Genomic DNA, 22,309 nt, shown 5'->3' with positions numbered 1-22,309 from the left:
CGATGAGAACGAGATGGATGGGGTATATTTTAGCGGCTGCGATTGCCGTTTCTGGAGCGGAAAAGATAAGGGCGCAGGAAGGGAGCGGCGCGCCTGCCTTTGCGCGTGGCCCCATGGTTCGGGGAACGGTAACCGCCGTTACGGCTGATCACTTTTCGATCAAAACAGACGAGGGAAATACCTATGAGATTGCAGTTACTCCAAATACCCGCCTGATGAAAGATCGCCAACCCGTAAAGATGACCGATGTCAAAGTGGGTGACGGCGTTGGAGCCATGGGCGAACTAGACGCTTCCAAAAAGACGCTACATGCCCTGTTTGTTGCAGTCATGGATGCCGAGCAAGTCAAGAAAATGCGCGAGGGATTAGGCAAGATCTACATCACCGGCAAGGTAACGGCAATCGATGATGTGAAACTCACAATCATGAGGCCTGATCACGTAAGCCAGACGATTGAAGTTGATGAAACGACTTCGTTCCGCAAAGCCGGACGACGCCGCGGTGGAATGGCTTCCCCCGACGGCGGCGCAAATCCAACTGAAGCCTCTGGCAACAACGAGATCGTAACGCTTGCAGATGTAAAAGTGGGAGACATGATCGCGGGTCAGGGATCGGTCAAACATGGAAGTTTCGTACCCACAAACCTGACAATTTTGCCTCAGGGAGCAGAGGGTGCAATGGGTATGCGGATGCGCACTGGTGAGGGCACTCCCCAAAGTAGTGCAGTGCCAGCGCCTGCCTCTTCGAAGCAATGATGTTCCCCGGATTGACGTGAGGTCTTTTGTGAAGAGAACGTTTCGAGCAGCGACGTTGTGTATGCTCGTTCTAGGGATTCCCCTGGTTTACGCGCAGAACGAGAGCACTGTGCAGGCTCCGGCCCAGCTTCCTACACCATCACCCGTATCCGGTGGCACCATTCGGGGAACGGTAAAGACCGGCGCTTTCCCGTTGCCTGGAGTCTCCATCACCGCAATCAATACGCTAACCGGGAAAAAGTATGCGACGACGACCGATATCACCGGCTCGTTCGCCATGGCGATTCCGAAGAATGGTCGCTATGTTGTTAAGGCAGAGCTTGCCGCTTTCGCTGGCGAGACCAAGGAAGTCCTGGTCAACACCGCTGAACAGAATGGCGGCAAGGCAGACCAGACGGCCGACTTTACGATGCAGCTGGCCTCAAGGGTAGAGCAGCAGCAGGAACAGCAGCAGCGCCAGCAAGGCGCGGCAGCAACTGCGCTGGCGAACGCGGTCGGTCGAGGTATGCAATCGCTGAGCGTAAACCAGGGTGCATCCGATCTCTCCGATGCGAGCGCGGGTACTGGGAATACGGGCGTCCAGCTGCCTACGCTGTCTGGACTGGGGGGCGATGCGGCATCGGCCGATTCTGTGGCTGTAAGCGGGCAGATGGGACAAACTAATGGACTCGCCAACCTGAGCGAGGATGATATCCGGCAGCGCGTGGAAGATGCGATGGCGCGCGCGCGACAGCAAGGTGGCACAAACGCGGATATGGCGAATGCGGTCGCTGGCATGTTGGGCGGCATCATGGTTATGGGTGGAGGGCCAGGCGGAGGTGGGTATGGTGGAGGACCTGGCGGAGGCGGATTCATGATACGCGGTGGGGGAGGAGGACGAGGTGGCCGAGGATTCAACCCTACACAACCGCATGGCGCACTCTTTTACCAGGGAGGAAATGGAGCGCTGGATGCCACCAACTTCTCTCTCACAGGAGCGCCAGTCGTTAAGCCTGCATACAGCAGCAACCAGTTTGGGTTGAGTTTTGCTGGATCGCCATTTATTCCCGGGTTAATCAAACCAAGCACAAAACAATTTGTCTTCCTGAATATCACGGGGAAGAAGAATACGACTCCGCAAAATTTATATGCAACAGTTCCATCCGCGGCTGAACGCAGCGGAGACTTCTCACTGCTCGCTACACCGATCTATGACCCTCTGACCGGACAGCAGTTCCAATGCAATGGCGTATTGAATGTAATCTGTGCGAATCGCATCACATCGCAAGCCAATTCATTATTGAAGTTCTATCCTGCTCCCAATATCACAGCTACTGGAGCACAGGGATACAACTACCAGACAATCACTTCCGCAGGACAGAATGGCTTGAGTATCAACAGCCGCTACGTTCGGAACTTTGGTCAGAATGCTGGGTTCGGTAACTTTGGACGGCGTCAGCAGGCCAATGCGCCGAAGGGTCTTCGCCAGAACATCAATGTCGGATTCAACTACAGCCACTCGGCCTCCGATGCTCCGAACGTCTTTCTACCACTGAGCGGAAAGACGGCATCAGATGGATACAACATCTCCGCGGGATACACCATTGGCTACGGCCGGTTCACAAATAATGCAACGATCACATGGAACCGTTCTCACGCCACGACATTGAATTCTTTTACGAACGGCACCGTCAGCCCAGCGGCAGATTCCGGCATCCTGATTGGCAACGCAGCGGTTGCGGCGAATCCCTTTTACTTTGGCGTGCCTTCACTCACATTCTCGGGACTGGGCGGAATCAATCAGACCGCCCCCAGCGACTCGATCAGTCAGACCATCTCGTTCAGTGATTTCGTAAGCTGGATGCACAAAAAACATAACTTTCGCTTCGGTGGCGATATCCGTCGTGTGCATTCCGATAGCCTGACGGCTCCAGGCAACCTGCAGAGTGGAGCAAGTCCTCTCGGTGCCTTCACCTTCACCGGCTATGCGACTCAGTCTACCCAAAAGACCGGCGGTTACGGCTTTGCCGACTTCCTGCTTGGACTGCCACAACAAGCTGCCATCCAAGCCGGGCTGGAGAAGAGTTATCTACGCGCCAATGTATTCGATCTGTACGCAACGGACGACTGGAGGGTTCTGCCAAGCCTGACATTGAACTATGGGATACGGTATGAATACTTCTCACCCTATGTCGAAAAGGATAACCGGCTCGTTAATCTTGATCACAATGCAAACTTTACCCTGATCACGCCAGTAACACCTGATGAGGTGGGGCCGTATAGCGGCGGATTCCCGCGCTCGTTGGTTAATCCTGATCGCACCATGTTCTCTCCGCGTTTTGGTTTTGCTTATCGTCCAAAAGGAACGTTCTTCAAAGAGATGGTAATTCGTGGCGGTTATGGAATTAACTACAACACGACGCAATACAGTACCTTTGCACGGCAACTTGCGTTTCAACCACCGTTCTCCGTTACGCAGACAAATATTGCGAACCAACAGGGCTGCAGCACGCTCGCGTTGGCCAATGCCTTCAACTGCTCCACTGCGACAGTGCAGAACAACTATAGCGTTAATCTGAACTACCGATTGGGGCGCGTGCAGATTTGGGATCTCGATATCCAACGAACGCTGCCGATGGGAATTGTCTTGAATGTTGGGTATAACGGCGCTCAGGGCGGCAATCTCGATATCGTTCGCGCCCCAAACCGCACGGCCACCGAGATTCTCAATCCCACTGCGCAACCGTTCAACTATGAGGACTCTCTTGGCTTCTCCCGCTTCAATGCGCTAAGGGTCAATGCACGCAAGCGGATGCAAAAGGGGATCTCTCTGCAGGCCACGTATCAATATGGACACTCGATCGACAATGCCTCGTCCATTGGGGGTTCTACTGCAGTCCCAGCACAGAATGATCTCGACCTGAACGCAGAGGAAGGCAATAGCTCTTTCGACATTCGCCAGAAGCTGACGGGAAACTGGGTCTTTGAACTTCCCTTTGGGCCAAACCGTGCCTTCTTCTCTCAAGGTGGCTTCTGGTCGAAGGCGCTGGACGGCTTCTCCGCCTCGGGAGACTTTACTTTCGCTACCGGCACCTATTACACACCGCACTATACGGCTACGATCGATGCAACAGCCACTGGAACGAATAACTCTCTACGACCAAACCGGGACTTTTCGCAACCCATTGCAGGCTCGGGGACGATTCTGAACTGGTTCAACAAGACCGCCTTTACTACACCTTCTCCGACAATCGTCTTTGGCACAGCATCCCGTGGATCGATCGAAGGCCCTGGTACGGTGGCTGTAGATGGATCGCTCTCGAAGACAGTCTCGCTGGGAGAGATGCGTTCCTTTGAAGCGCGCATCACGGCGAATAACGTCTTCAATACAGTGCAGTACTCGGGAATTGATACAACTTTGAACTCGCGAACTTTCGGACAGGTGACCTCAACGGCCAATATGCGGCAGTTTACCTTCACTGCCCGGTACAGGTTCTAGGAAGGACGGATACAGGTATATGCGGCGATTTACAGCAGCGATCCTGGCGGGAGCGATGGCAGGTTTCCCTGGATACAGCCTTCCCGCAGTAGCCCAGCAGGCGGGTCCTGATGGCACTTTTACCCTCAAGGTGCAGAGCGATATCGTGCTCACGAATGTCGTAGTTCGTGACAAGAAGACGGGAGCCATCGTAAAGGGACTTACTGCAAACGACTTTACCGTTCTCGAAAACGGTAAGCCGCAAAAGATCGCCAGCTTTGACTATCAGGATGTCAACGAAGCCGTTGCCCTGCACGAGAAGACAACGGTCAGCGGCAAGAGTTCGATTGCAGATCTGGTGAATCGTGAATTTGCTGCAGATCCGACGCAACTCAAAGATCATCGCCTGATCGTGATGTTCTTCGATCTGAGCAGTATGCAACCTGAAGATGTAGATCGCGCAGTTGAAGCCGCACAGGACTATATCAATAAGAAGATGCAGCCTGCTGATCTTGTCGCTGTGGTCAGCATGGACACTTCGCTAAGCATGGACCAGGACTTTACCTCGGATAAAGCCGCCCTGCTAAGGACGGTTGGACGCTACAACGGCACCGAAGGAACCGGCTTTGCGAATGGAAACGAAGGGGGCAATTCCGGAGGAACCTCGGACGATGCATCTTCATTTACTGCTGATGACTCGGAGTACAACGCATTGAACACAGATCGAGAACTTTATGCGATCCGCACCATTGCCAAGAGTCTGGAACGCGTGGACCAGCGTAAAAGCCTGCTCTACTTCTCCGGCGGCCTGACAAGGCAAGGGGTCGAGAATCAGGCCAGTATGCGTGCAGCGACGAACGCCGCAGTGCGAGCAAATATGGCGATCTACAGCGTGGACTCGCGCGGCTTGCAAGCCCTGCCGCCGGTCGGCGATGCCTCCAAGGGAAGCCTTCGTGGAACAACAGCCTATAGTGGCGGGGCGATGCAGAGTCAGCTCGATTCGAACTTCGGCTCGCAGGAGGTGCTGGGGACGCTTTCAAGCGATACCGGCGGAAAGGCGTTTTTCGATTCAAACGACTTTGCTCCCGCTTTTCAGCAGATTCAGAACGACACAGAGGCGTATTACATTGTCGGTTTCCGCTCGACCAATACGACGCACGATGGAAGCTATCGCAAGCTGACAATCAAAGTAAACCGCAACGACATAAAGCTGGATTACCGGCCTGGATATTATGCAGCGGCAGACTTCCAACACCAGAAGAGCGAAGATCGAGAGTTGGCGCTGACCGAGCAGATGAGAAGCGACCTGCCCGCAACTGACGTCGCGGTCTATCTGCAGGCACTTTACTTCCGCATGGACGATAACCGGTTCTTTATCCCCGTCTCACTGATTGTGCCTGGCTCGCAGATTCCCTTCCTGAAAAACGGCGATAGCGATAAGGCCAGCATCGACATTATGGGACAGGTAAAGAACGCCCAGGGAATCATTGTAGGGAACGTACGCGATACCGTGAAGTTGGCACTCAATTCTTCGCAACAGGTGACGCGAAAGAATATTCAATATTCCACGGGCTTTACGCTAGCTCCAGGACGCTATCACCTGAAGTTCGTCATAAGAGAGAATCAAACCGGACGCATGGGGAGCTTCGAGACTGACCTCCAGGTCCCGGACCTCAAGAAAATCCCACTCAAGCTGAGTTCTATCGTTCTGGCCAGCCAACAGACCCCTGATACCAAGAAAAGCACCAATCCGCTGGTGCGGGACGGGGTGGCGTGGATTCCGAACGTAGCTCACGTCTTTCGCCAGGACCAGCACCTCTACTTCCTCTATGAGGTCTATGATCCAACGCGGCAGAAGAATGAAGGATCTGCGCCAAAGGCATCTCCGGGGCTGACGCGAAGGCCATCGGGGGCGATCAAAGTGCTGACCAGCATTGAGTTCCTAAGTGGAGGAGTAAAGGTGTATGAGACGCCGCTGGTTTCGGCAGATGCGATCAACGTACCTGAGCGACAAGCTGTGGCCTTTCAGTTCGATGTGCCGCTAACACAATTGAAACCAGGAACATACATCTGCCAGATCAACGTAATCGACGATGCCGGTGGCAGCTTCAGTTTCCCACGGCTAGCGCTTCGAGTTGAACCGCCAGCCGCAGCTCCACGGCAAACAGCGGTGAGCACTCCCATCGAGCAATCGCGATAGCTTTTTCAGTGACGAACTGCCGTTGACAGTGTCAGCAACGAAGCGGATGATTTGAGCGTAGCTTTCGGAGGTGTGCTATGACTCGCTTCCGCCGTTTCCTTTTATTCATCTCTGGCTTGGGCATTTTATTGCTTCTCCCCGCGAAGGCCCTCGCGCAGAAGCCTTTGACGCATGAAGAGGCACGTGCGCTCGATCATCAGAGTCCGGCATGGGGTTCTGTTCGCGCTCACCTTCCCGATCCAGGAGTTTCTTCCGGAGCTCAGTTGGAATCTGCCGCCGATATTCTGCGCGCTCGTCGCTTTCTTGAAGATGCGTTGGACTACTACGGCTATGCATTGAATCGTGGCGGTGATCCCGTCCGCCTGCTCAATAAGATGGGTGTCACCCAATTGGAACTACGCGATTTTTCTGCGGCGCGCGTATCTTTTCAGCGAGCTATAAAAACAAATAAGAAAAATCCTGAAGGCTGGAATAATCTTGGCGTGATCGAATATCTAAGTGGACGTTTCGACGCTGCCATCGGGAATTACAAGCGTGCCATCAAGCTAGATAAAAAATCTGCCACCTATCATTCCAATATGGGGACAGCTCTGTTCGATAGAAAAGAGTTCGACCGCGCGCGCAAGGAATATGACATAGCTCTAAAGCTTGATCCAGATATGCTGCAGCATCATGGGTCCCTCGGGATTACCACACGGATGCTGTCTCCTGAAGACCACGCCCGCTTCTGTTTCGAACTCGCCCGCCTTTACGCGCAACGAGGCGATGATCCTACAACAATGCGATATCTGACGATGGCCAGCGAGGCGGGATTCGACATTCTGAGCGCTATGGGTTCGGATGATGTCTTTGCTTCTTATCGGAAAGATCCACGCATCCTTGTCATCGTAAAGAACAGCAAGGAACTTCGTGAGAGAAAGACGACGATCGCGGAAGGATCAGGACCTCCCCCACCATTGCCTCCTGAAAAACATTGATCGTTACTTTTAGCGATATGGACAGTGGCGGCAGCCGGAGTTACAGCAATATCCGCGTTTGAGGTGATAGGCCGCCGTAAAGACGAGGTAAGGGCCCTCGTAATAGAAGTCCTCCGGCGCAAGGTCTGAAGGTGCATCCTCCGATTGCCTCTCTTGCGAAGTGACCTTCTCGTCCGCCTTGGGAACTCGATGCGGCATCACTAGAAAAGCTGTGCAGCTGCGGCTGGGTTCAACTCTGAAGTAAGGGGCATTGCGACCTCTTCCATTTTTTCTGCGGTAACGAGAGAGCCTTCTTCGTAAAGCTTGCCATTGCGATAACGAACCTGCCTGCCAGGTACTGAGGCTACGCGCTCTCCCGGAAGAACAATCCCTGCGAGATTGAGCGGGTCGGCTGCTGCAACTGCGATCACCGCACTGCACTCACGCGAGCGTGAGGTGCGAAGTGAATCCGCTGCTTCCGCCAAGGCATACTGCTCACCGCCAAATCCGGTAACAAAGCGCCCGCCTCTTACTTCTCCACGAGCTTCCAGGCGGCGAAGAACCCCAACCAGTTCGCGCCATTTAGGAGCATTCGACTCACGTGTTAGCAAATCACGGAAGAGAATACCGTAACGAGCGAGTAGCATACGTGCGTAAGACTCCAGCGCCTCATCATTGCGACGTGCCCGCTCAATAGGATCGGGAGCGGCATGAATCGCTTCGTTAAACAACGACCATCTTCCAGCGGTTGTGCGTACCGCACGCCGAGCCGACGTGTCGGCAGAGGATGACTTCCGGCGAGGATCCATCATGGCCCGCAACTGATCAAATCCATCAGCAGAGGTCAGCCCAGCGGTCGCCAGCTCCCATAGAACCTGCTGCGTCGACTGTCTTGAGAGTCCGAGGATTCTTCCAATGTCGTTCGCAAAGCACGCACCACGCTGCTCCAGCAGGGAGCGAACCTTTAACGCCTCGGGACTGAGAGCCTGATTCAGCCGCGATTCTTCGACTCGTTCGCGTGCAAGGGCATGGGGAAGCCATTCGGCAGATTCACGAATATAAAACGTGATAGGCGCTGCATTGGTAGGGACAACACGTCGAGGCCCCGCACCGTCAGCATTCGACCAGGCGGGGTGGGGGGAGATGCGTCCCCAACCTACAGCACCCGACAGGCAAAGAGCGTCCAGCCATCGGGGATCGTAGTTCGCAACCCGCGACGGCAACAGGGTGCGCTCCCACTCAATCGCCGGAGCTTCGAATCCCTCGAGCTGACGTAAAGCCTCAAGCACGCCATCTTCGCCACTCAGCTGCGTCTGTGGCGCAAGATGTTGCCAGCCGAGCAGCCATCGCATATAGACCGCGGGCGAGACCGGCTCAATTTGTTTGCGCAACGAATGAAGGGTGCGACGATGAATGCGTTGCAAGATGCGACGCTCGCACCATTCGATCTCGTGATCGTGTACAGATTTCTGATACTCGAAGATTCCTCGCATCAGCAAACCTTGCATCTCCATCGCAAGAAATGCCTGGAAGACCTCGGCAGAATTGAGCCCAAGTCGTTCTGCAAAAGAGGAGGCTGTGGTAGGGCCAAGCACCTGCACCCATCCCTGAGCACACTGCCGCAGAGCCTCTTCTTTTGAAACGACGCTTGAATTATCAAGCCATAGCGCAGCCAGATGCTCCGTTCGTTCTGCTGATGCCCAACAGATGATCCCGTTGCTATCAACAACCTTGGCACGGCCGTTACGGAGCAGACGGTCGAAGAACACGGGCCAGTCACGAGCCTCGATTCGGCTGGCGAAGAACTCAACTGGAAGGACGATCAACGAATGCAGTAGGTCATGCAATTCGTGCTCATCGCGAAGGTCAGGCCAGCACTCGCGGCGAATCTCATCGATCGCCTGAGGATCGAGCCTTCCCGCTTCTTCGAGAACGCTAGCGGGCAGTGTCCTCGATAAAGAAACCGCACGAGCGCGGCGCTCTTCAAGTCCAGCTTCATCGAGAAAAGCATAGGGATTTGCATTGAGCAGCTCGTGGGCAAACTGCGATGGCATCGGAGTATCTACTGCCAAGCAGCGGATGCGCCCATCATTGATTCCGCGAAGAACCTCGATAAGCCCCTCAAGGTCCATCGCCTCGCTGAGTACATCTTTCATCACTTCATCGACGAGAGGATGATCGGGAATCTGAATATCTCCTTCGATATTTTCAAAGCAGGCCGCAGCCTGGGGAAAGACACTGGCTAGTAGATCCTCAGAGCGCGTGCGCTGGATCTGCGGAGCGATTCGCTTGCCTTTAGAGAAACGCAGAAGTTGCAGACTCCGCCCCGCAGCCCACCGCCAGCGAGTCTTGAAGATGGGTGAAGCCAGCGATGCCTGTTCGAGAAGCTCCTTCGCTGTGTGCTCTGTAAGGAACTGGAAGACATCAGCCAATGGAAAGCTGTGTTGCTCCGCAAGCGAGATGTTAATGCCGTTATCGGTCGCAGCAGCCTGCAGTTCGAAGTTGAATCCACGGCAGAAGCGCTTTCGCAACGCTAGTCCCCAAGCCTTGTTGATCCGCCCTCCGAAAGGAGCATGAAGGATGAGTTGCATCCCACCGCCTTCATCGAAGAAGCGCTCAGCGATGATTGTCGTCTTCGATGGAACCGCACCGAGAACCGCTCGCCCTGTAACGATGTACTCGATCAGTTGCTGCGCTCCGCCAGGACAGAGGCCGCACTCCGTCATCAACCATGCGGTTGCAGCTGCGACCTCCGAATCGGCGGGGGAAATGTGACCGGGAACAACATTCGGGACAAGCGCTGAAATCTGTTCCCGCAATTCTGCCACGCCAGAGGAAAGTACAGCGGTGCGCTGCGGTGCCTCTCCTTCCCAGAAAGGCAGGCTCGGTGGCGCGCCGTGCGCATCCTCAACAAGAACACGACCTGCTGCCTCGATCCGCTGGATACGCCAGCTTGAATTGCCGAGCAGAACAATGTCGCCGGGAGAAGAGTCCACTGCAAAGTGTTCATCCAGAGTCGCGATCTGCACACCTTCAGGTTGAAGGATGACGGAGTAGAGATTCGTCTCAGGGATTGCGCCACCGTTCGAGATCGCGATCATCCGCGCCCCACGTCGTGGATGAAGCTGACCGTTAATACCATCGCGCAGGAGATAGGCACCATACCGTCCGCGACTCGATTCGATTCCCGAAAAGAGCAACGCAACAATCTCGTCGAAGCGAGCGCGAGTGAGATTGCGATAGGGCCAGGCTCGAGTGAACATCGCGTAGAGAGCATGCTCTTCCCATGGTTCGGATCCGCAAGACGCTACGATTTGCTGCATCAGAACATCGATGGGTTCTGGTGGAATCTCGAGCTGATCGAGAGATCCAGAACGAATCGAACGAACCAATGCAGCCTGCTCCACCAGATCATCCCGCGTCGTTGCAAAAAGGCGGCCCTTCGGAACAGCTCCTCGCCAGTGCCCTGCCCGACCAATCCGCTGCATGGCGACGGCAACAGAACGTGTCGTTGCGATCTGGCAGACAAGATCGACATCACCGATATCAATTCCCAGTTCGAGCGAGGCCGTTGCAATCAGAATCTTGATCTGGCCGCTCTTCAATCGCTGCTCGGCATCGAGCCGGAGAGTGCGAGAAAGCGAGCCATGGTGAGCCGCCACATTTTCCGGCCCCAGACGCTCGGCAAGAGCGAACGCAATCCTCTCCACCAGACGCCGCGTGTTTACGAAAACCAACGTGGAACGATGCGTCTTTGTATAAGCGGCGAGCTTGTCGAAGATCTCTTCCCACATCTTCGTAGTAACTACAGAGCTTAGCTCGTCAGACGGAACCTCAATCGCAAGATCAAGCTCGCGCCGTTGCCCTACCTGCACGATGGTTGCGCGCTTTCTCTCCGGATGAACACCCGCAAGAAAATCAGCCACTAACTCAATCGGGTTCTGTGTGGCCGAAAGGCCAATGCGCTGCGGAGTCGCAGCAAGTCCCGTGAGATACGCTCCAGGCGAAAGTCGGTTTTCTCCGCATACAAGGGCGTCTAGCCGTTCCAATGAAAGCGCAAGGTGAGCGCCACGCTTGTCGTCGGCTACTGCATGAATCTCGTCGACGATTACCGTATGCACACGACGCAGGTGCTCGCGCGACTTCCCTGCCGTAAGCAGGATGTAGAGCGATTCCGGTGTGGTGACGAGGATATGCGGCGGATTGCGCAGCATCGCAGCGCGCTCCTTCGGCAAGGTGTCACCCGTCCTTACCGCTGTGCGAATCTCAGTTGAAAGATATCCGCGCTCTAATGCAAGCTGCTGAATCTCGCGCAGCGGCTGATCAAGATTCTTTTGTACATCGTTTGAAAGCGCCTTAAGTGGACTGACGTAGACGACCTGTGTCGTCGGAGCTAATGTTCCCGCGATAGCTTCACGAAGCAGCTTGTCAATACAGACCATAAAAGCTGCAAGTGTCTTTCCGCTTCCTGTAGGAGCCGAGATGAGCGTGGCATTCCCCGCCAGGATGCTAGGCCACCCCTCTTCCTGCGGCTCCGTCGGCGAACCAAACCGGCGTAGGAACCATTCAGCCGTAACCGGATGCGCCCATGCGAGCGAGGTCGGGATTTCCAGCGCTTCGGCAGCCAAAGGCATGGGATATTTTAGCGCGGATTTGTTCGATCTTTGTTCGCCAACAACTTAGCAGGTGGCTACCCACTCATTCGCCGCCCTGCCAGGCACTACATATTTCCCACGCCGACGTCGGCAACTCCAGCTGCCGGATTTTCCTCATCAAGGTACTGCTCGATGACCTGTTTCAGCGTTCCCTGAGCCGAAAGGATAAAGTCGATGGCATCGCGACCGGCCCCAAAGCCTCCGAGGTTTGGAGTGATGTAATGCGCCACATCCTTCACCTGTTGCCGGGCATTGGCTGTAGCAATTGCGAGCCCACACTGGCGCATCACGGGAAGGTCGATGATGTCATCTCCAACATAGGCAACTTCGTTGATGGTATAACCGGTCTTCTCGAGAATCTCGCGGATGGCATTCATCTTGTGCGCCTGGCCCTGGTAGACAAACTCGAGCTTCAGATCACGGGCACGAATAGCAACTGTCTGCGAGTTGCGCTTGGTGATGATTCCAACACGCAGCCCTCCAAGACGTGCCAGGGAGATTCCTAAACCATCATGGGCAGCGAATCCCTTGGACTCAATTCCCTTTCCATCGGAACCGGGAATTACGAAGATCTGTCCATCGGTCAAAACACCATCGACGTCGAAGATGAGAACTTTGATTTTCTCTGCGCGGGCTTCAGCTATCATCTCTTGATCATATAGCGATGGAGCGAAGGCCTTACTGCGCCGTAGTTCAATGCCAGCGACCTTCGACCCAGACCCAGCCGCGAGGAGTCTCACGCCAGCGTCCGGGATACCAGCGATAACCCGGGCGTGGTGGGCGGATATATGCTCCAGGCACCCAGACGTAGCGGCCGCTGTACCAGCGATAATGGCCTCCGCGCCAGACCCACATAGGATGAGTCGGAGGAACAGGTGGGATAGCCTCGCGCGGAGGAGGTGGAGGAGCTATACGAGGATATGACGGAGGAGGAGCCTGGGCCTGAGCAGATGCCAGGAGAAATAGCAAGACGCAGCCGGCAGTCAGAAGGAGTCTATTGACCATCTTTCGTCTCCACCGGGATAAAACCCGGATCCAAAGAATGTGATGCGTCAATGGAGCCTGGTTTAGAAGTGACCTCGATTTTTAAAAAGAAAGCGATTTGAGCAATCAAGGCATTTCCATGGATAGTACCCAAAACGGACCCAAACCACCTTTTGCCAGAATGTCTTTCGGAATGCGCGCACCGTGTGGTAATTCCCACAGCGTTTGCAGACAACTGGAGAAAGTGGCTTGGAACGGGATGCCTGTGTGACGTTCGAAGCCGAGGTTTCAGATTGCGCTATTGCTGAAGATTCAGCTGACATGAAGAGGCCTAAATTGGATGAAAAGATGGCAGAACTAAAGTTTCCAAAACATAATTACGCACGTAATCTTCTTTTTCAAGACTTTCTCAGTAATTCATTGGAAACAATAATTTTACTCGGTTTCTGCGCTGGTTTCCATCCATTCGACAGAACGGGTCCAGGAGAAGCTCCGCAGATCCTCGGCAATGGCAGATAAATCGGTTTTGTCATGGGCAGGCGATTCCAGAATGGCCTGAATTACCGAGGTATCTGTCTCCTCCACCTTTTCGACGCGGATCTCGCGCAGGACGAGCAGGCGGGAGGCGATCGCGCGGGTTACCTGATACTCGGCGTCGACTTGAGAGTCACTTTCGCAAAATAGACGGAGACGGTATAGCGCCTGCGTATCCATCATCGCGAGAGAACGCTGGTCGATATAGCGAGAGAGTGGACGGAGGACGGAGTTGATCCCGATCAGGAGTACCGTCACAAAGACAGCATCGAGCATCTCACCAGCGCCAGCGCAGGCCCCAACAGCGGCAGAACACCATAATGTAGCTGCGGTATTCAAACCGCGGATACTTCCACCGTCCTTCATGATGGCGCCGGCACCGAGGAAGCCTACACCCGAGACAACGTAGGCAATAACCTGTGTGGTTCCAGGAGCAACGGTCAGGCCAAGGTCGACAAAGGCTGCGGCTCCGAAGCAGACAAGAGTGTTGGTCCGAAGTCCGGCAGCGCGTTGCCGCCATTGCCGTTCAGCCCCAATGCAGGCTCCGAGAATCAACGCCAACAAAAGCCGTGGAAAGCTCGATTGATCGAGCAAAGGCACGGAGTCGGTCCACCAATGAAGCCAGGGATTGGTCATCGTTCGAAGCTATAACTCCTGCTTAGAATAGCGAATCATATCCAGTCCTCTTACAAAGGGATAACTTTGGCGGAGAGCGATTAAACAAAGATGAAGAAGATTCTTTTGAGCTGGAGCGGAGGAAAGGATTCAGCATGGGCGCTGCATGTGTTGCGGCAGGCCCGTCTATTTCAGAATGAGTATGAGGTTGCGGGGCTGCTGACGACAATAAATGAGCGCTTCAGGCGAGTAGCCATCCATGGATTCCACGAAGATTTGCTGGAACGCCAATCAGAAGCGACAGGACTACCTTTATGGAAGGTGCCGCTCCCTTTCCCCTGCTCGAACGAGGAGTACGAGGGACGGATGGGAATTGTGTGTAAGCAGGCAATCCAGGAGGGTTTTTCCGGAATTGCATTCGGGGATCTCTTTCTGGAGGAGATTCGAGCGTACCGCGAGAATAAACTCAAAGGGACAGGATTAAAGCCAATATTTCCGTTATGGAGAGTTCCAACGGACCAACTGACACAGGAGATGATGTCAGCTGGCCTAAGGGCGCGGTTGACCTGTGTCGACCCGAAACGAGTTCCTGCAAACTTTGCGGGAAGGGATTGGAATGCAGAGCTGGTAAAGGAGCTACCGGTCGGGGTTGATCCATGCGGAGAAAACGGAGAGTTTCATACCTTCGCATATGCAGGGCCAATGTTTAAACAACCGATTCCTGTAGCCGCCGAAAAACGGATCGAGAGAAATGGGTTTTGCTATGCGGAGATCGTGGCAAAGTAGCAGATTTACAAAATACTCGCACCCTCCTTTTACCTACATCTCCACGAACTAATACTTCACCTTTGCGGGCATGACCACTTAAAAGAGCATTCCGTGGTTCGCGCAAACCATCATCGAAACGGAGAACTTCGTTGTTCTCTTTATGTAACGCTAGCAGGAACAATCCTGGCGAGACTGGGTAGATAATTTCGCCATAAGACTGCATCCCGCTGTATGGGAGACATTCCTGCCGCAAACTGCTCGAGTTCGCCCCGAGAGAGATCAGACCTTTCGCAAAAGAAAGGATGCCTGGGATTCCGAGAAAAGTAACTGTGAAAGATCGCACGACGATCAACAGAGACAGCTGGTTTTCCGCGATGGAAAAGACGAGCAGTATCCATAAAAACGATGGTTCCTGCGGGCCCTGTGCATGAGGTGATGTCTTCTTCCGCAATTTTGCGCTTGAGCTTCTGTTCCAGTTCTTCATGGCTCAATACGGGATAACTGAATTCGCGATCGATCGGCCCATCGAAGATCTGGCTCTTAAGACACTGAAGTGGCCCTCCACTCTCAGGAACATCCGTCAGATAGATCGCAGCCTTCAACATGCGGCGGTCTTCACGGTCACGATGCCATAGACGGGTTCCCGCTTGACGGCCATCTGCGGGAGTATAGGCGACTTTAGGACCATCATAGGCAGGAGGAAGATCAAGATATCCTTCTACGATGCGCAACAAAGACAGGTTAAGTCCCCAGTTAAAGATGGCCCGATAGCTGGCTGTACTCGCGATATCCGCGCTGACCGCCTTCCGGCCGCTGAAATGATCCGGGCGTTTTGCAAGCGTGGAGAGCGCACGAGAGATCTCGGTACCGGCAATCACCATCTCTGTTGTTCCATCGATAGCTAGCTCTGCAAGAGAGGTAACGGATACCCCTTCGTTCTTCAATTCGAGAACGATTCTGCGCTCTACCAGAGAAAGCTCAGGCAATCTGGGTTGATGAGTTTCTTTGGCTCGAATATGGGAACGAAAAAGCCGCTTCTCTATTGACGGCAGGTTTAGAGAATGAAAAGCGAGAAGCGCAGGCAGACTTGCTCCATGTCGAAGAAGCCGGTTCACGTTCACAGGCATCGACAAATCTCCTTATCGAGAAATGCAACGATCTTAGCTTGAAGTGGAAGTGTTGAGCCAGAGTGATTTAGAGGTTATTTAAAATTATCCACAAGGCGCAAAGAGTTGCACTTTCAAAGTTAGTCGAAAGGAAAACCACCTTCGTTCTTTAAGCGAAAGTGCCCATTCATGCGACTTCATCGCATGAATGGGCACTTCGTCGCTTACGTGTCTGTTTGCCTCCTCCAGAGGAGGCATTATGCAGTGGACTTGGAAGGATGGTCGATGTCCAACGGATCTCCTAATTCCTTTTGTTTTTCTTTGAGCTTTTGGATTAGGTCTTGCTTCACCCCGGCATAGGAGGAGTCGTCGACGAGATCGTGCATCTCCCATGGGTCTTTCTCAAGGTCGAAGACCTGATAGCGATTGAGGCGAGGATAGAAAATCAGCTTATGCTGCTTGGTCCGGATAGAACGTTGCAGGTCGGTCAACCGGCCGTACATCGCATCGTTGATGGGCTGGGGATTGTCGGAGTGGAGTATCGGCTTCAGCGAAGGAAACTCAACGTGCTTCGGAATCTCTACTCCTGCTAGATCGCAGGTCGTGGCGTACATCGAGTGCTGATAGACCATCTCGTCCACGCGCTTGCCGGCTTTGATCGTGGGCCCGACCATAATGAACGGCATTCGCATTGAGCACTCGTACTGGTTCTGCTTCCCCATCAAGCCGTGTTCGCCAACGGCGAGTCCGTGATCCGCAGTGACGATGACGTAGGTGTTCTTGGCTTTACCGGATGCATTCAGTGCATCGAGAATGCGGCCAATCTGCGCATCCATGTGCGTGATAATCGCGTAATACTCGCGGCGATGGACACGAATGTCGTATTCGGTGCGCGGGAACGGAGCCAGCAGTTCGTCTCGGGTCTTGTGTTCGCCTTGATCGAAGGGATGTTCCGGCAAGAAGTTCGGAGGAACGGCGATCTTCTCGACGGGATACATGTCGAGATATTCCTGCGGGGCCTGGCGCGGATCATGAGGAGCGTTGAAGCCGATATACATGAAGAAGGGATTCGTCTTCTTGGGCACGGCTTTGGTCAGGTGCTCGATGGCTGCGTCGGCGTATAGCTCGCTCGAGTGCTGGATCGTTTCGTCACCGCGATGATTGAGCCAAATTCCTTTTTTCAACCAGTGCCCCAGGAGGGATTGGTTTGTTGGGCTCCAGTTGTTGCCGGGCGCAGGGCGGTTATACATGTCCGGTGTCGAGGGAAGATAACCGGGGGCCACGGGGCCCATCTCGCTGAAGGATCGCTGGAGTGAGACAGCATCGAGGTGCCACTTGCCGGCGATATAGGTGTCGTAACCGGCTTCACGCAGGGTTTGGCCCCAGACCGGAGTGGCGACTGCCTGATTGTCAGAGTCGCTGCGGTGGGCGCGGAAGGTTGAGAGTCCCGTATTCAGCATGGTGCGGCTGGGAACGCAAACTGCGCCGGACCATCCTCCCTGATGGAAGCAGTGGGTGAAGTGGCAGCCAGAATGGACCAGCTTGTCGAGGTTCGGAGTATGGACCTCAGGGTTGTTAATGGAGTTGATGGTGCGGAACATCATGTCGTCCGCGATGATGAAGAGGAAGTTGGGGCGCTGATCGGCGGAGGCGGGTGGAAGCGAATGGGCCGAACGCGGTTGCACAGCAGCAAGGGCAGCCGTCGAGCTGAGTCCAATAAACTTTCTTCGATTCATGGTGCAGGTACTCGTTTCTTTGGGTTCCGTTCTATCGTACTGCTACCGGACACCCCACCCCGTCACTTTTCGCGCAAAGTATTCCAAAATAAAGACATAGGTCCGGACTACAGTTTGCGAATATCTTAGGTTTTCGAAACGGCGATTCCTGCGTCTCCTTTATCTCCTTTAATTGTAGCGAGACGAGAGGGGTAAATTCGCAACGTGGTTCTCTTCTGAATTCATGGAGTTATGCAGGTTTGGGGCTTGACAGGTTTTGGAGAGGCTAGAACTTTACATCGGTAACTTTTCCACCCTCGAAGACGACCTGCATACCTTTGTAGGTCCAGAGGGACTTCGTTCCGAAGTTCACCTTCTTCTGTGGCTCCCCGAGGGCCTTGGTGACCTGGTCGGGGGTCATGCCGGGGTGGATCGTGGACTCGTCAGTCTGGTCAGATGAATCGGGAGACGGAGGCGGTGCGGAAGTCTGATCGGACGATGAAGGAAGAGGAGCGATGTTTCCTCCTGAGGCACGGCGAGCCATCAGCTTGGAATAGTTTTCGCGGGTCCAGCGTTCGACTTGTCCGGCGATGTTGTCGGCGGCGAAGCGCCAGCTCATCTCGCTTTGAGCGGTGAGAGCCTGGGTGAAGGTGCCAGCCATAAGCGTAGCGTGGAGATTCCGGACGGTCTTGTCATTCGTGGTGGTGGTTCGAGTAGAGGATCGACCGTCGTCGCTTCGATTGGTATTCGTGGTGTAACCATCCACCTCTTTGTGCGAATCGCGGGAGTCGATGCGAACGATGATGTCGGCCTCTGCCGGGGAGTCGACAACGCGCAGGGTCTTCTTGTTGGTCAGGGATTTCTTGAGATCGATTGCGGAGTCGTTCGCACCTGCGGCGCTGAAGCCGTTATTGTCGCCCGTAACGTAGACGTTGGTAAGTTGCTGCTGCGCGAAGGCGCACGACACGGTGAGAAGAACAAGGCTGAGGAATACAAAGACAGGACGACGCATCAATCGCTCTCCGTACCGCAAGATGGAAACAATAGAACCGGAGTTAGATTAATCTGCGCGAGATAGAGGGGCAAGTGCGCAATTGGCGACTTTAGTTTTGTGGGTTGGATGAGGACGAGGTCGTCTCATTGTGATGGCCGTGGTGGAAGGCTTTGCCGATACCGCGACCTGTACCCTTGGCGATTTTTCCGGTCCCCTTCGCAGCTCCGACGCCGACGTCTTTTCCGGCGCCGACTGCTCCCTTGCCAACGTCACCGGCAGCGTCGATAGGATGGAGGGTGACAAGATCGCCAGCGCCTTTGCCGACACCCTTGGCTGCGGCTCCTGCTCCCTTGGCAGTGCCCTTGCCGACATCACCGGCTCCACTGCCGACGTCTCCGCCAGGGCTGCGGGTTTGGGTCTGAGTTTGATTGGCAGGTTGGGAGGAGGCCGGTGGAGTCTGGGTGTTCTGGGCGGAGGCGCTCAGGCTGTAGATGGCAAAGGCTAAGGTAAGGAGCGAGATGGTTTGAGTGGAAGATGGGTAGCGCACGGATAGCCCTCCTTCTGATTAGATGCGTCAGCGGGGTTCTGGGAAGGTTTCGAGAACACACTCTAACGAGCTTGTATGCATCACTTTGATGCACAGACTTGTTAAGGGCACGGCTTTAGCCGTGCCGATGCCTTGTGCACAGGAGAGCGGCTTTAGCCGCTGAGGTACTCGTCGAGACGAAGCTTCGGATTAGCGGAAGAGAAAGGGTAGGTTTCGGGTGTGTCGCTCAGGCGGGCTTCGACTGGATTTTGATGAAGATAGTTCAAGCGAATGACATAGTCGTCTACGTCGCGAATGCGATGGTCGGTGAAGCCTCGCTGCCAGACAGGAAGCTTCGAGGACATGCCGTGGGAGAAACCACCTTTGATGAGCTGCATGGTTCGCTCGATTGTGATGTCAGTCGGAGTGATAAGCAAGTGGACGTGGTCAGGCATGACGACATAGGCATGCAGCAGATAGCTGGCACGGTAGTGGTCGATGGTTTCGAGAAGGAGTTCGGCATTGCTCTCGACCTGGAAGAGTCTTCGACGATTGTGAGTAGCTGTCGTGATGAAGTAGGTGCCGGGCTTGGCGGTGCGGCTCGGGATCGCCATGCGGCGATTGTAAACGTACCTCAGCGGCTAAAGCCGCTTTTCTCTAGTGACTGTTGCGGCACGGCTGAAGCCGTGCCCTTAACAAGGCGTTCGAGCATCAGCTCGAACGCACCCCGGATTTATTGGGGATTGGTGGTTCGTGGAGTGATGATTCCGATGTTGTCCACACCGGCCTGATGACCGTAGTCGATGACTTCGGCGATTTGTGAGAAGTCCAGGTCGGCATCGCCTTTGATGAACATCGCTTTGTCTCTTCGGGTGGCGAAGATCTCGGTGAGCTTCTGTTCGACTTCGCGTTTGCCTAAGAGAGTCTCGTTGATCTTGTAGGTGACGCCATGTTCTCTATCGCCGAGGAGCTGAACCACGATTGCCTGCGACTGATCCGAGTGATCGGGAGATTTAGGAGGTTGAGGAAGAAGCGCGTCGAGACCGCGAACCGCGACTGGCTGGATGACCATGAAGATGATCAGCAGTACAAGAAGGATGTCGATGAGCGGGGTGACGTTGATTTCGGTGCGGAGTTTCCTGCTAGACATGAGGTGAGTCCTCCATGTTTGCTTGGACACCGTAGATGAGATGGAGGTTCCAGAGTTCGAGCTTCGCTCCACGACAAGGATGGGACAAATGTAGGCACTCACCCCACCCAATTGTGAAGTTAGATGTGACCATCTATCTTGGAGAGCACGACCTTACTTAGAAACTTTTTTAACAGAGGGAATAGGGCGTTCGCTATTTACAAATTTATCGGTTTTAGACGACCGATCTGCTTTAAGTCCCATCGACGCTCGCCCAGCGTCACGCATCCAGTTCGGCCAAGTTTCTAAATCACGAGCGTTTCGCTCTAGATGCCGCTGGAACTTTTGAAATTCTGCTGTTTGCGCTTTTGTCGCCATTTCGCCGTCTCCCTTCGGCGGTTAGCACTTTCATTTCGTCAACTGACAGTTGTTCACGTTGAAGATATGAAGTGACGTGCATTGGCAATCTCGGTTTCTTGCCATCCTTTGGCCACGGTATTGTTTTTCCGTCACGTTTACGTTTGATGCCCAACCCATAACTAGGGTTCATGATGAACAAATCGCTGTATCGTCTTGGACCAACGCCTACGAACGACTCAAATGGAATCTTACCTCGACTTCCAGCTGTTGATTTCTTTTTATTGTCGTTAAACTTATCAACTGTGATGCCATCAAAGTGTAAATCTAGGGCAGCGCTCTTGGCATATGGTTCAATATAGACAACTCGGCTGATGCCAGCCCCTAATATGTGTCTAGCGCAATTATGGCAGGGAAAGGTCGTTGTATATAGGATTCCATTTCTCGCGGTAATCCCATTGCGCACACATGACATTAGCGCATCCATTTCCGCATGCATCGCACGTCCAAATTCTGTAATATCTGCGAGCAGCGAACCTTTTGCCTTTTCCTCAATCTCCCCATCAGTCTGTCCATCACAACCAAATCTCGAAAGAAGGTCTCTGAGAATAAGCTTTTTTTGAACATCGTTCGTGTCCCTGCGCAAGACATGATCTCTCTTATCATCTGAGTCTTCGCACCAGTATTGACCGCCACCGGGTCTAGGGACATCGTTGCAACCCAATGCGACCACGTCGCCCACTTCTGAGACAATTGACGCTCCTACTTGGCGACCTAGCTGAGCAGATTTCAGCGATGCAGCAAACGCCATAAACATGGCATATTCATCGCGGGTTGGTGTGTGATAGGGATGCGAAAACAACAATTCCACAAACCGCGAAATCTGCTCTTTATAACGCTTTCTTTCCAGACTTACGAATACATCCGACAGATAGTAAGTTTCACGAGTTAGTTGACCTGCCGACTTGTGATCGTCTTGATCATCGTCCATTAAGCGTTTTGCAGATACTTTATCAATTCCTTGATTGTCGACTAAGTAATTTATTCGACCAGCTTCACTGTCGTGAAGACCTATTAGAAAAAAACCAGCCCCATAAACTCGTCGGAGAGCTCTCACTTCTTCAGGGCGCTTGAGTGTTGCCAAAATATTGACTGTTCCCAATGCCGGGCCATTGTTCTCGCGCAAACTATTAATCTGTTGTATCGCCGACAATGCGATCAGATCGTTCTTCTTTGTTTTTTCACGGAGAGCGTTCCCCATATTCATTCTTGCACGAATGCGTTCAAGTTCAGACAATCCGCTCTTTATTGGTTCAAGCTCAAATTGCTGAGCCAAAGTATCCATCAGGCCACTCAAATGAACCAGCCGCGGTACATACCCCATCTTTCTGAATTCAGCTTCTATGACATGTACGCACTGTTTGTAATTCACACCAACAGCACAGACCAATCCAACAACTATCTCGCTGTCTTCCGGAGATGAATGGGTTTGATTGCTCACACCGCCTCCAATACCAAACGTTCAAAGCTTTTCCTACGCTATAAGAGCCCCTTACCG

At 53.8% G+C, this 22,309-nt stretch carries 17 protein-coding genes; 5 read left to right on the top strand and 12 right to left on the bottom strand.

Annotated elements, in window-relative coordinates; translation table 11 throughout:
• Positions 1-2 precede the first annotated feature (2 nt).
• The 4 genes from H7846_RS05955 to H7846_RS05940 all read left to right on the top strand — a co-directional run bounded on the left by H7846_RS05955 (position 3) and on the right by H7846_RS05940 (position 7,389).
• Positions 3-755, top strand: coding sequence for a DUF5666 domain-containing protein (locus H7846_RS05955; protein ID WP_186695578.1), 753 nt, complete (start codon positions 3-5; stop codon positions 753-755).
• 28 nt (positions 756-783) lie between these two features.
• Positions 784-4,233 carry a TonB-dependent receptor gene (locus H7846_RS05950; protein ID WP_255460873.1) on the top strand — a complete coding sequence of 1,150 codons (3,450 nt, stop codon included), beginning with the start codon at positions 784-786 and terminating at the stop codon, positions 4,231-4,233.
• Between the two features lie 19 nt (positions 4,234-4,252).
• Positions 4,253-6,412 carry a VWA domain-containing protein gene (locus H7846_RS05945; protein WP_186695577.1) on the top strand — a complete coding sequence of 720 codons (2,160 nt, stop codon included), beginning with the start codon at positions 4,253-4,255 and terminating at the stop codon, positions 6,410-6,412.
• A 77-nt stretch (positions 6,413-6,489) separates the two neighbouring features.
• Positions 6,490-7,389 carry a tetratricopeptide repeat protein gene (locus tag H7846_RS05940; protein WP_186695576.1) on the top strand — a complete coding sequence of 300 codons (900 nt, stop codon included), beginning with the start codon at positions 6,490-6,492 and terminating at the stop codon, positions 7,387-7,389.
• A gap of 9 nt (positions 7,390-7,398) precedes the next feature.
• Here the strand turns inward: H7846_RS05940 and H7846_RS05935 are convergent, their stop codons facing one another.
• The 5 genes from H7846_RS05935 to H7846_RS05915 form a co-directional block, all read right to left on the bottom strand.
• Positions 7,399-7,587 carry a DUF5522 domain-containing protein gene (locus H7846_RS05935; protein ID WP_186695575.1) on the bottom strand — a complete coding sequence of 63 codons (189 nt, stop codon included), beginning with the start codon at positions 7,585-7,587 and terminating at the stop codon, positions 7,399-7,401.
• Positions 7,588-7,589: 2 nt separating this feature from the next.
• Positions 7,590-12,002, bottom strand: a complete 4,413-nt coding sequence (locus tag H7846_RS05930; protein ID WP_186695574.1) for a DEAD/DEAH box helicase — start codon at positions 12,000-12,002, stop codon at positions 7,590-7,592.
• 86 nt (positions 12,003-12,088) lie between these two features.
• Positions 12,089-12,670, bottom strand: a complete 582-nt coding sequence (locus tag H7846_RS05925) for a KdsC family phosphatase (RefSeq protein WP_186695573.1) — start codon at positions 12,668-12,670, stop codon at positions 12,089-12,091.
• Positions 12,671-12,716: 46 nt separating this feature from the next.
• Positions 12,717-13,028 (bottom strand): YXWGXW repeat-containing protein, encoded by a 312-nt coding sequence (locus tag H7846_RS05920; RefSeq protein ID WP_186695572.1) that lies wholly within the window; start codon positions 13,026-13,028, stop codon positions 12,717-12,719.
• Positions 13,029-13,442: 414 nt separating this feature from the next.
• Positions 13,443-14,177: an MgtC/SapB family protein gene (locus H7846_RS05915; protein ID WP_186695571.1), complete on the bottom strand. Its 735-nt coding sequence runs from the start codon at positions 14,175-14,177 to the stop codon at positions 13,443-13,445.
• 90 nt (positions 14,178-14,267) lie between these two features.
• Here H7846_RS05915 and H7846_RS05910 point away from each other — a divergent pair, with 90 nt between their 5' ends.
• Positions 14,268-14,942: an adenine nucleotide alpha hydrolase gene (locus H7846_RS05910; protein ID WP_186695570.1), complete on the top strand. Its 675-nt coding sequence runs from the start codon at positions 14,268-14,270 to the stop codon at positions 14,940-14,942.
• A 140-nt stretch (positions 14,943-15,082) separates the two neighbouring features.
• Here the strand turns inward: H7846_RS05910 and H7846_RS05905 are convergent, their stop codons facing one another.
• The 7 genes from H7846_RS05905 to H7846_RS05875 form a co-directional block, all read right to left on the bottom strand.
• Positions 15,083-15,910 carry a phytanoyl-CoA dioxygenase family protein gene (locus tag H7846_RS05905; RefSeq protein WP_186695569.1) on the bottom strand — a complete coding sequence of 276 codons (828 nt, stop codon included), beginning with the start codon at positions 15,908-15,910 and terminating at the stop codon, positions 15,083-15,085.
• A 377-nt stretch (positions 15,911-16,287) separates the two neighbouring features.
• A complete protein-coding gene (locus tag H7846_RS05900; protein ID WP_186695568.1) occupies positions 16,288-17,766 on the bottom strand; it encodes a sulfatase-like hydrolase/transferase in 1,479 nt (492 codons plus the stop codon).
• A gap of 265 nt (positions 17,767-18,031) precedes the next feature.
• Positions 18,032-18,757 carry a hypothetical protein gene (locus H7846_RS05895; RefSeq protein ID WP_186695567.1) on the bottom strand — a complete coding sequence of 242 codons (726 nt, stop codon included), beginning with the start codon at positions 18,755-18,757 and terminating at the stop codon, positions 18,032-18,034.
• A 91-nt stretch (positions 18,758-18,848) separates the two neighbouring features.
• Positions 18,849-19,286, bottom strand: coding sequence for a hypothetical protein (locus tag H7846_RS05890; RefSeq protein ID WP_186695566.1), 438 nt, complete (start codon positions 19,284-19,286; stop codon positions 18,849-18,851).
• Positions 19,287-19,438: 152 nt separating this feature from the next.
• Complete coding sequence (locus H7846_RS05885) at positions 19,439-19,879, bottom strand: REP-associated tyrosine transposase (RefSeq protein ID WP_186695565.1); 441 nt, start codon at positions 19,877-19,879, stop codon at positions 19,439-19,441.
• A gap of 119 nt (positions 19,880-19,998) precedes the next feature.
• Positions 19,999-20,415, bottom strand: a complete 417-nt coding sequence (locus tag H7846_RS05880; RefSeq protein ID WP_186695564.1) for a biopolymer transporter ExbD — start codon at positions 20,413-20,415, stop codon at positions 19,999-20,001.
• Positions 20,416-20,704: 289 nt separating this feature from the next.
• On the bottom strand, positions 20,705-22,252 hold the full coding sequence (locus H7846_RS05875; protein ID WP_186695563.1) for an anti-phage dCTP deaminase: 1,548 nt from the start codon (positions 22,250-22,252) through the stop codon (positions 20,705-20,707).
• Positions 22,253-22,309: the final 57 nt, after the last annotated feature.

It is taken from the genome of Edaphobacter sp. 4G125, from assembly GCF_014274685.1.
GTDB lineage: Bacteria > Acidobacteriota > Terriglobia > Terriglobales > Acidobacteriaceae > Edaphobacter.
The sequence above is the reverse complement of the archived record's forward strand: the minus strand, read 5'-3'. Positions and strand labels throughout refer to the sequence as shown.